9 protein-coding genes are annotated in these 8,598 nt (G+C 41.0%); 1 reads left to right on the top strand and 8 read right to left on the bottom strand.

Going from position 1 to position 8,598, the window contains the following annotated elements:
• Positions 1-90 precede the first annotated feature (90 nt).
• From LHW48_01865 to LHW48_01830, 8 genes are read right to left on the bottom strand one after another with little or no spacing between them, the layout of a single operon-like run.
• On the bottom strand, positions 91-672 hold the full coding sequence (locus tag LHW48_01865; GenBank protein MCB5259211.1) for a hypothetical protein: 582 nt from the start codon (positions 670-672) through the stop codon (positions 91-93).
• On the bottom strand, positions 673-1,467 hold the full coding sequence (locus LHW48_01860; GenBank protein ID MCB5259210.1) for a TPM domain-containing protein: 795 nt from the start codon (positions 1,465-1,467) through the stop codon (positions 673-675). It abuts the gene before it with no gap.
• The gene (locus LHW48_01855) at positions 1,457-2,686 is read right to left on the bottom strand and encodes a bifunctional 3,4-dihydroxy-2-butanone-4-phosphate synthase/GTP cyclohydrolase II (GenBank protein ID MCB5259209.1); all 1,230 of its coding nucleotides are present in this window, start codon (positions 2,684-2,686) and stop codon (positions 1,457-1,459) included. Before LHW48_01855 ends, LHW48_01860 begins: the two co-directional genes overlap by 11 nt.
• Positions 2,680-3,714, bottom strand: coding sequence for an RluA family pseudouridine synthase (locus LHW48_01850; protein ID MCB5259208.1), 1,035 nt, complete (start codon positions 3,712-3,714; stop codon positions 2,680-2,682). Before LHW48_01850 ends, LHW48_01855 begins: the two co-directional genes overlap by 7 nt.
• Positions 3,695-4,438, bottom strand: a complete 744-nt coding sequence (locus LHW48_01845) for a hypothetical protein (GenBank protein MCB5259207.1) — start codon at positions 4,436-4,438, stop codon at positions 3,695-3,697. The genes LHW48_01850 and LHW48_01845 overlap by 20 nt, the downstream gene beginning before the upstream one ends.
• Before the next feature lies 1 nt (position 4,439).
• The gene (locus LHW48_01840; GenBank protein ID MCB5259206.1) at positions 4,440-5,144 is read right to left on the bottom strand and encodes a TrkA family potassium uptake protein; all 705 of its coding nucleotides are present in this window, start codon (positions 5,142-5,144) and stop codon (positions 4,440-4,442) included.
• Between the two features lie 11 nt (positions 5,145-5,155).
• Complete coding sequence (locus tag LHW48_01835; GenBank protein ID MCB5259205.1) at positions 5,156-6,847, bottom strand: TrkH family potassium uptake protein; 1,692 nt, start codon at positions 6,845-6,847, stop codon at positions 5,156-5,158.
• Between the two features lie 3 nt (positions 6,848-6,850).
• The gene (locus LHW48_01830; GenBank protein ID MCB5259204.1) at positions 6,851-7,483 is read right to left on the bottom strand and encodes a nucleoside monophosphate kinase; all 633 of its coding nucleotides are present in this window, start codon (positions 7,481-7,483) and stop codon (positions 6,851-6,853) included.
• Between the two features lie 639 nt (positions 7,484-8,122).
• On the opposite strand from LHW48_01830, the gene LHW48_01825 reads away from it, so the two are divergent.
• A partial coding sequence (locus LHW48_01825; protein MCB5259203.1) for a PH domain-containing protein occupies positions 8,123-8,598 on the top strand: 476 nt, incomplete at its 3' end.

Below are 8,598 nucleotides of genomic sequence, written 5' to 3'. Positions count from 1 at the left end.
GCCTCCTTGGGCTTGTTAGCTTTCGTTTATATCGCATCAATTATCTCTGATAGGAAAACTCAGCACTTATCATATCTGATGCGAAGGAGCTTAACCACCGATAATCAGATACAAGATCATGTTCTCCACGCCTATGATGAAATTCAATGCCAAGAACAAATACATCAAGTATTTATGCACGTAAAGATTGTAGTATTTGCGGAAGAACTCTATGGAAAATTGAAAATCGTAATCATCAATTCTATGCTCCACTCGCCACTGATCCAGCATGCGTGGAACGGTCTTACGCAGCAATTTAGATACTATTGCCGTAAAAGCGTCAACAATCTTTTGGCGAATACTTTGCTTCATTTTAGCAGGTATAAGTGGCCAGGAATCTACAAAATCTGTTTTTTCCCACAAATAATCTCTTACCTTTTGTTCCCATTTTGCCAAATATCCATCCTTAATTCCAGGGTTTTCCGCTTGGCGAATATAATCGTGTAATAGCTCACGTGCTTTTGAAAAGAGCCAATCCCGTTTACGTACTAAAAATCCTGGAGTCAAGATGAATCGTTTGCCAAAAAAGAAGCGAGGTTTGGGATTGAACAAAAACCATCTGATAAAATAGACAAATGCCAGCCCAAGGGCTATGTTCCATACGATAAAAAGTAAAGATTTCAAAAAGAGCATCTAAAAACCTCCTCCTGCTCCACCACCGCCAGACCTGCCTCCGCCAAAACCGCCGAAGCCGCCAAATCCGCCAAATCCACCGGAAGAAGATCCCCCACGAGATCCTCCGCCAAATCCACCGCCCCAAGAGCCACCACCACCTCTGCCGCTAAAGATCAACAGCCAAAACAGCACGTTAAGAATTTTGCCCTTGGTAACAATCATTAAAATCACAAACACGATGATTGTAATCAGCACTCCCAATGGAGATGCTTCATTATTGGGATTTGTTCTACGTTGTGAGAATTCGGACATCCCAGTAAGACTTACATTTTTCTCTTTTGCCATTGCGCCTAAAAGCATCAGACTGCCTTGCGTAAAGGCTGCATCCCAATCCTCGCTGCCCTTGCGCAAATATGTAGTCATGTGCTGATACACTTGATGAGCATAAGCATCGGTAATATATCCTTCTGCTCCATAACCAACCTCAATGCGAAGACGGCGTTCTTGAAGAGCCAACAGTATTAGTACGCCTTCATCCCGCTGAGAGCCAATGCCCCATTCTTGATATAGGCGTACTCCAAATGAAACTTCATCTTCATCTTTTATGCTCGTGAATGTTGCCAAGGCAAATTCGGATCCAGTTTTTTCTTTTAGTTCTATAGCCCAATCATTTATTCTAATTCTGGTCTCTTCTGAAAGCAGATTTGCAAAATCGTTCACAAAACCTTCTGCTTTGGGGATTGCTATCTCCTCGGCGAATAAACCGCTAAATAGTATTATTAGGATCGTGAACAGTATGGCTTTAAACTTCATTAAGAATGTGTCCCATTTTATCTTTCTTAGTTTTAAGATAGAATTCGTTTTCTTTTTGAGGGCTTATCTCGATGGGAACTCTATTTACAATCTCCAAGCCATAACCTGTTAGGCCTACAATTTTTTTTGGATTATTGGTTAGGAGTTTTATCTTCTTGAGTCCCATATCCTTAAGGATCTGAGCACCAATCCCATAATCCCTAAGATCATCGGGAAAGCCAAGTTTGAGATTTGCTTCAACTGTGTCGGCACCGTTATCTTGCAAGTGATAGGCTCGAATTTTGTTTAAAAGTCCAATACCGCGCCCCTCTTGTCTCATGTATAGCACCACGCCGCGTCCTTCTGCGGCAATCATCTCGAAGCTGCGGGCAAGCTGCTTTCCACAATCGCAACGCAAAGAATGCAAGGCATCACCAGTTAAACATTCGGAATGAACCCTAACCAGAACCGGATCGCCTGAGCTAATATCTCCCATACTGAGAGCTACGTGATGCTCTCCTGAAATATCGCTGGCATAAGTGATTATATCAAATAGCCCATACTCGGTAGGAAGCTTTGCTATAGATACCTGATGCACAAGTTGTTCTTTTTTGCGGCGATAGTGAATTAGATCTTCTATGGTTACTATCTTTAAATCATGTTTACGGGCAAAATTCACTAAATCGTCTAACCGAGCCATTTCACCATCGTCACGGATAATCTCGCAGATGAGTCCAACCGGATTTAGTCCTGCCATCTTTGCCAAATCCACTGCTGCCTCAGTATGCCCGGCGCGTTTTAACACTCCGCCTTTCTCAGCTATTAAGGGAAATACATGTCCCGGACGCATAAACTGATTTGCCTGGCTCAGTGGATTTGCCAGAGCTTTCACGGTTTTCGAGCGCTCTGAGGCAGAGATTCCCGTGGTTGTGCCCTCAAATACGTCTACCGATACGGTGAACTTTGTGCCGTGTCGTTCATTGTTATCTCTGGTCATAAGAGGGATATCCAGTCTTTCTGCATAATCTTCCGGCATAGGCACACAGAGCAAACCCTTACCGTGACTAATCATAAAATTTACCTTGCCAGGGCTCACTAAATCTGCCGCCATTAGCAAATCTCCCTCATTCTCGCGGTTTTCGTCGTCTACCACGATTATCATCTTGCCTTCGGCAATGCTAGCGATGGCATCTTCAATTGAGCTAAATACGGATTCAACTTGATTATTCGTTTCTACCACTGTTTATTTTCCTCTAGAATCATATTATACGGCTTGGAGTCTGTGTCAATAGCAAAATAGTTCTCCAGCCAATTTAGGGTGTAGATAATGTCGTCCGGAATAGGAGCATAAAGGCTTAGCTGCTTCCCGGTGATGGGATGAGTAAATTCCAATTGCCAAGAATGAAGTGCTTGCCTGAATAGGTGATTTGCTAAAAGCTCAGTAGCCTTACGCTTCATGTTTTGGGGCATAAGTGAGTGTATTTGACGGCGAGAATTGTACAAAAGATCCCCTAAAATGGGAGTGTGATAATGGGCAAATTGAACCCGTATCTGATGCATCCGCCCAGTTTCCAGCTTAACTTTTACCAACGCAAAATAATGGTAGTACTTTATAATTTTATAGTGGGAAAGAGCCCACTTGCCATTTGCCGCCACACACATCTGACGCGGATTACTGAGAGAACGGGCGATGTGACACTCCATTTTGCCTTCCGGTGGTTCGGGAATGCCCGTACTTATGGCAATATAAGTTTTATGTATCTCTCTACGAGCAAATAGATGATTTAGTTCCACTTGAGTTCTATCGTTTTTGGCAATTACTATCAATCCAGAGGTTCCTCTATCCAGTCTATGAACTATACCCGGACGGTTAGAATCTCTTCCCGAAGAAAGATTTCCCGCAAATCGGTGCAAAATGGCATTTACTAAAGTCCCATTGGGATTGCCATGACCGGGATGTACGATCATTCCTGCTTCTTTATTAATTACAGCAAGGTGCTCATCTTCATATACTACATCTAATGGAATGTTCTCAGGCTGCATATCAAAATCTGGTGGCTCCGGTAAATTAAGAATGATTTCATCGCCTTGTTGTAACAAGTAGCTCTTTTTTACTGGGATATTATTTACTAAGATGCGATCCTCAGCGATAAGGCTTTCGACAAAACTTCGCGAATGTATCTCTTGCAAACGTATATTTGCCAAGTGTTTATCTAGGCGAATGGCAATATCGCCTTCATAAATAACCTTAATTTTTTGTGGCTTCACCAGTTATCTCCACTGTATATACACCTCCGGAAGACACTCCTTTGCGATTTCGGATAATTGATCCCTTTATAAGTGCACTTTGAGCCTCGCCTTCCAGCTCCACTTTATCGTTGTAAATGTTATTCCCATAACGCAGCGACTCGATGATGACATTAAATATCTTCATACTAAAATCATCTTTCAGGATTACTTCATTGATGTTTCCCACGTCGCTGATATTTGGATATCGCTCTCTGAATGTGTCGTTAACGTAAATCATGTCTCCGGTTATGTTCACAATCATTACAACTTGAGGTAACAAATTTATAAGCTGGTTAATGCGCTGATGATGCTCATAGATTTTATCTGCCTTTGCTGCATCAAACCGGATGATAATATCCAGCATTTTTTGCAGGGCGTAAATGAGCTGTTTAAAATCTTGATCGTGCTCAAAAATCGAGCTGTCGAAATCGATTTGATAGTTTCCGTTAGATATCTCGTCAATTAGATCCTCCACGCGCAGGATAGCTCTATTTAACCGATATGGCAAATAGTTAAAGATTACTACCACATAAATGAAAATCCCAAACATAAAAACAATCATAATGGATTGTACATCACTAGCTAAGGCATAGAGGTCATCTGCCTGTGCGATGGCAAAGAGAACCGCTATGAATTGTAACACAATAAGTGTGAATAAAATACCTATCATCAGGCGATAGCGTTGTTTTATGGAGCGTTTCATCTTAATCCTTCCTAATTGTTGTTTCGTAGATGAGCTTGTCCACATTTCCCTTAGGACCCATCATAATGAGGATATCTCCTTCATTTATGGTGTCGTTTGCCCCAGGCATATCGTTCATTTTCTTTTCTATTACATTGCGACCATCTTCTGTTACAGAAAGAGAATTGTATTTGATGGCGATGATATTCACGCCACGAGAAGTAGGTAATGCCAATTCCTGCAAATCTTTTCCCACAAATTCCCTGGGGGCTAGCATTTCCATTACCACATGACCACTTGAAAGACTGATATATTCGCGGACATTCTTTGAAATGAGAGTCTTAGCTAATTGTGTGCCCACAATCTCTTCTGGCAACAAGATATTTTGTACGCCAATTAGCTCTAAGATGCGACCATGCAATCGATTTTCTACCTTGGCATAGATAATGCCTACGCCAATTTTTCGCAAGATCGCCGCCGTGAGGATGCTTTCTTGAATGTTGCTGCCAATGCCGATTATAACTGCATCTGCCTCATTTAAGTTTTGCGATCTTAAAGCTGCTTCGTCTGTAGAATCCATGCATATAGCATAGGAAACTCTTCCCGATACTTCATCTACCAACTCCTGATCTTTGTCTATTGCAATAACATCCATCCCACTTTCGCTGAGGATGTTCGCTACTGTCATACCAAATCTGCCAAGCCCAATTACGGCATATCGTGCCATTTCGTTTCTCCTTAGCCGATGGCTATCTTTTCTTCTGCATAGGTTACTTTAGGTTCTCGTTTACGCATAGAAAGCGCATAAATTAGGGTTAAAGGACCAATACGTCCTATATACATTAGTATCGTGATGAGAAGCTTTCCGGCAGCTCCCAGTTTATCTGTTATGCCCATCGAAAGCCCAACCGTGCCAAAAGCTGAAATAGCCTCAAAGATTATTTTCTCAAAAGGAAAACTCTCTACCATAAAAAGCCCGAACACTACAAGAAATATTATTCCTGACGATAGTATTATCAGGCTGGTAGCTTCTCGAAAGTTAGAAATAGCAATTTTCCGATTGTACATGCTTAGTTCACGACGTCCTCGCAACATGCTGGTTACCGAAAGTAGCAAGACCGCAAATGTTGTAGTTTTTATACCTCCACCAGTTGAACCGGGAGAAGCCCCAATGAACATAAGCCCTAAAAACACAAGGATAGATGCCGGACTAAGCCTGGTAATATCCAATGTGTTAAATCCGGCAGTACGTGCAGTTACAGATTGGAACCATGAGCTTAGCATCCTTTTACTTACAGTAAAGCCATTCATCAAGCCGTTATACTCTGCCACATACACGCTAATAAACCCTACAAGGATCAATAATGAGGATACTAATAACACTATCTTGGAGTGCAAAGTGAGTTTCCTAACTCTATCGAGCTTAAACACATAGCGATAAAGATCGATCATCACAGCAAAACCGAGTCCACCCAATAGAATCAATCCCGTTAGTGTAAAATTTACCAAAGGATTGTCAACATAACCCATTAGAGAATCTGTAAATAAGGAAAATCCTGCATTACAAAATCCTGAGATAGAGTGGAAAATTGCACTATATAAAGCTTGAGAAGCTTGCATGGTTTTCGAAAAAGTAAGGAATAAAAACACAGCACCAAAAGCCTCAATTATTGCCGTTACTATTACGATATTCTTCAAGAGTTGAAATACGTCCAGACGTTCGTTATCTCCCACCACATTATGCATCACATTCTCTAGTTTGAGAGTTAGGCGTCTGCCCATTATTAGCGCAAAGGCGGTAGAAACAGTCATAATACCTAAGCCACCTATCTGTATCAAAACCAAAATTACTAGTTGACCAAACAAACTAAAATATGACCCAGTATCCCTTACAATAAGTCCGGTTACACAAGTAGCAGAAGTAGAAGTAAACAGAGCATCAATAAACGGTGTTATCTCTTTATTTACAGAGGCTTCCGGTAACATCAACAGTATTGTCCCCACTAGTATCACAAAAGCAAAACTCAACATTAGTGAAACCGGCGGGTTATCGGTTAGAATCTTATACAGTTTGCCCTCAAATGCTCTGAATAGTATGTATTGCATTATAAAATAAGTCTGCCGGATCAGAAGGAAGAAGATTACGAACTTTGCCTGATAGAACATCAACAGGCCGCCAAGAAGCAACATGATAATATCAATCCTAAGCAAAACAGTCTGTTTGCTTTGATCCTTACAAATCAGACGGCTGATAATAGTTAAAAACAATAATAACAGGTTTGCTCCCGCAGTAATGAATTCCAGCAAGTGATAGTTCATAAGTTCTTGAACTATACTCTCCAAAAATATTACCGCAAAGCTCCATGCCGCGATAAGATACGCCAGAGCTTCAATATGCTTTAGCAAGCCCTTGCTATTGTTTACAGACATCTTTCAATCCAAAAGCGCATCTGCCCAAATAGCTGTCTTAACCTCCGAAACACTGTTAGCTGCCGAAATCTGAACTAGAACTCCCAGCTTCTCAAAGAATTTCTTTAGCGCATAAGTTTCATCAAAGAAAGCGGCTATGCGTTTTTTGATAGCATCCGGAGAGTCATCTGCACGCGTTATCAGTACCCCCCCGCAATCGTCACAAATACATTCATGTTGGGGCGGGTGGTACATAAGATGGTAATTTCTGCCACACTCCTTGCACACCCTTCTTCCCTCCATGCGAGCTATTGCCTGCTCCTCAGATAAATCCAAATAATATACCCTGGCTAATCTGAAGTGTTTTACCAAATGCTCTGCTTGAGCTAAGGTACGGGGAAAACCATCAAAGATTATTCCGGAACAGTCCTTATTAAGGCTAGCTTGGATAAGCTCAAAAACTAACTCGTCAGACACCAAACTACCGCTTTGGATAATTTCCGAAACTCTTAACCCGATACTCGTTTTAAGGCTCACCTGTTCTCTTAGCAAATCTCCAATATTGATATGCTTAAACCCAGTGCGCTCCGCAAGCAGCTTTGCCTGAGTGCCTTTCCCGCTACCTTGAATTCCTAAAAATACTATGGCATCTGTCATTTTTACCTCAATTTGTACCAAGTTAATCTGATGAACCTGGCTGTCAAGCATTTCTGATTGTAGTTCTCAATAAACTTACCAGAGGATGCATACCATATAAAGAGTAACTGAAATCTACAAATAACTAACCCTTGTACAAAATAGATAAGTCGATAAGAGAAAAGAATATCCAAAAAGCATTTGCAGATTTCGATGACCCGATTTGCAATTTTCGGTGATTCAATTTATCTCACTTGAAAGACCTGCGCCCTCTGCAACAAGAGAATTTTCTACCCTAAACACAATATGAGCATCGCGTCCACTTTAATCTTTTCCTGTTCTGCCGTCGGAGCATTAGCCTGGCTTTAAGCTAGGATCATGCAATGGGCATAGCATAATCCAACGACAAATCCACCCTAAAACTAAGCTTAGAAAACCGGAGAGGGCTAAAGATCAACACGCTATTGTATTCAACAACTAAGTTTGAGCAAGCAGATAAAATGCTGCGAGACTGTTCATCAAGATACTGTTTGTTCCCAAAAACCTATCGCAATCAGCACCAAAAAGTAGGCAAATCAATTTCCATAGCATGATAATTTTGCTTGACTCCGCATACATTAAAAATAAATGTATATACACTCAAGATGAGAGGAGAAAGCAATGGATAATATAGCTTATAAACCAGAACCACAACTTAAAAGATATTGGAACCTCTTAAGTTTTATCTTCTTTTTGTTAATAGCTCTAGTTCTATTTACCATCATGTTGTTTACCAAAGAGTATTTATTGCTTTTAATTTTGATCACTCCTTTTGTGCTTAACGAAATCTTTTACCTGTGGTATATCGCAGCTTTTTTCAAAAGTTTAGAGTATCGCATTGAACGTGATGGAGTAAAAGCTAAGAAGGGAGTCTTTTGGCGCAAAAAAACTGCTGTACCCTATCATAAAATTACCAATATAGATATTACACAGGGACCTCTCCAGCGTCTTTTTGGCTTGAGTTCCCTGCATATTCAGACTGCTGGAGTTGCCGGTCCTGAAGGCTCCAGGGCAGAATTGCTTATGTATGGTATGCATGATTGTGACGCCATCAAAGAACTTATAATGAGTCATATCCAAATGCCCGACTCGGATTT

Source organism: Candidatus Cloacimonadota bacterium (assembly GCA_020532355.1).
In the GTDB taxonomy this organism is placed as follows: Bacteria; Cloacimonadota; Cloacimonadia; order Cloacimonadales; family Cloacimonadaceae; genus UBA5456.
The sequence above is the reverse complement of the archived record's forward strand: the minus strand, read 5'-3'. Positions and strand labels throughout refer to the sequence as shown.

What these genes read in the sequence shown, in the direction of transcription:
- LHW48_01830 (MCB5259204.1), bottom strand. Translation starts at nt 7,483, where the DNA reads ATGACAGATGCCATAGTATTTTTAGGAATTCAAGGTAGCGGGAAAGGC.
- LHW48_01845 (MCB5259207.1), bottom strand. Translation starts at nt 4,438, where the DNA reads ATGAAACGCTCCATAAAACAACGCTATCGCCTGATGATAGGTATTTTA.
- LHW48_01865 (MCB5259211.1), bottom strand. Translation starts at nt 672, where the DNA reads ATGCTCTTTTTGAAATCTTTACTTTTTATCGTATGGAACATAGCCCTT.
- LHW48_01840 (MCB5259206.1), bottom strand. Translation starts at nt 5,144, where the DNA reads ATGGCACGATATGCCGTAATTGGGCTTGGCAGATTTGGTATGACAGTA.
- LHW48_01860 (MCB5259210.1), bottom strand. Translation starts at nt 1,467, where the DNA reads ATGAAGTTTAAAGCCATACTGTTCACGATCCTAATAATACTATTTAGC.
- LHW48_01835 (MCB5259205.1), bottom strand. Translation starts at nt 6,847, where the DNA reads ATGTCTGTAAACAATAGCAAGGGCTTGCTAAAGCATATTGAAGCTCTG.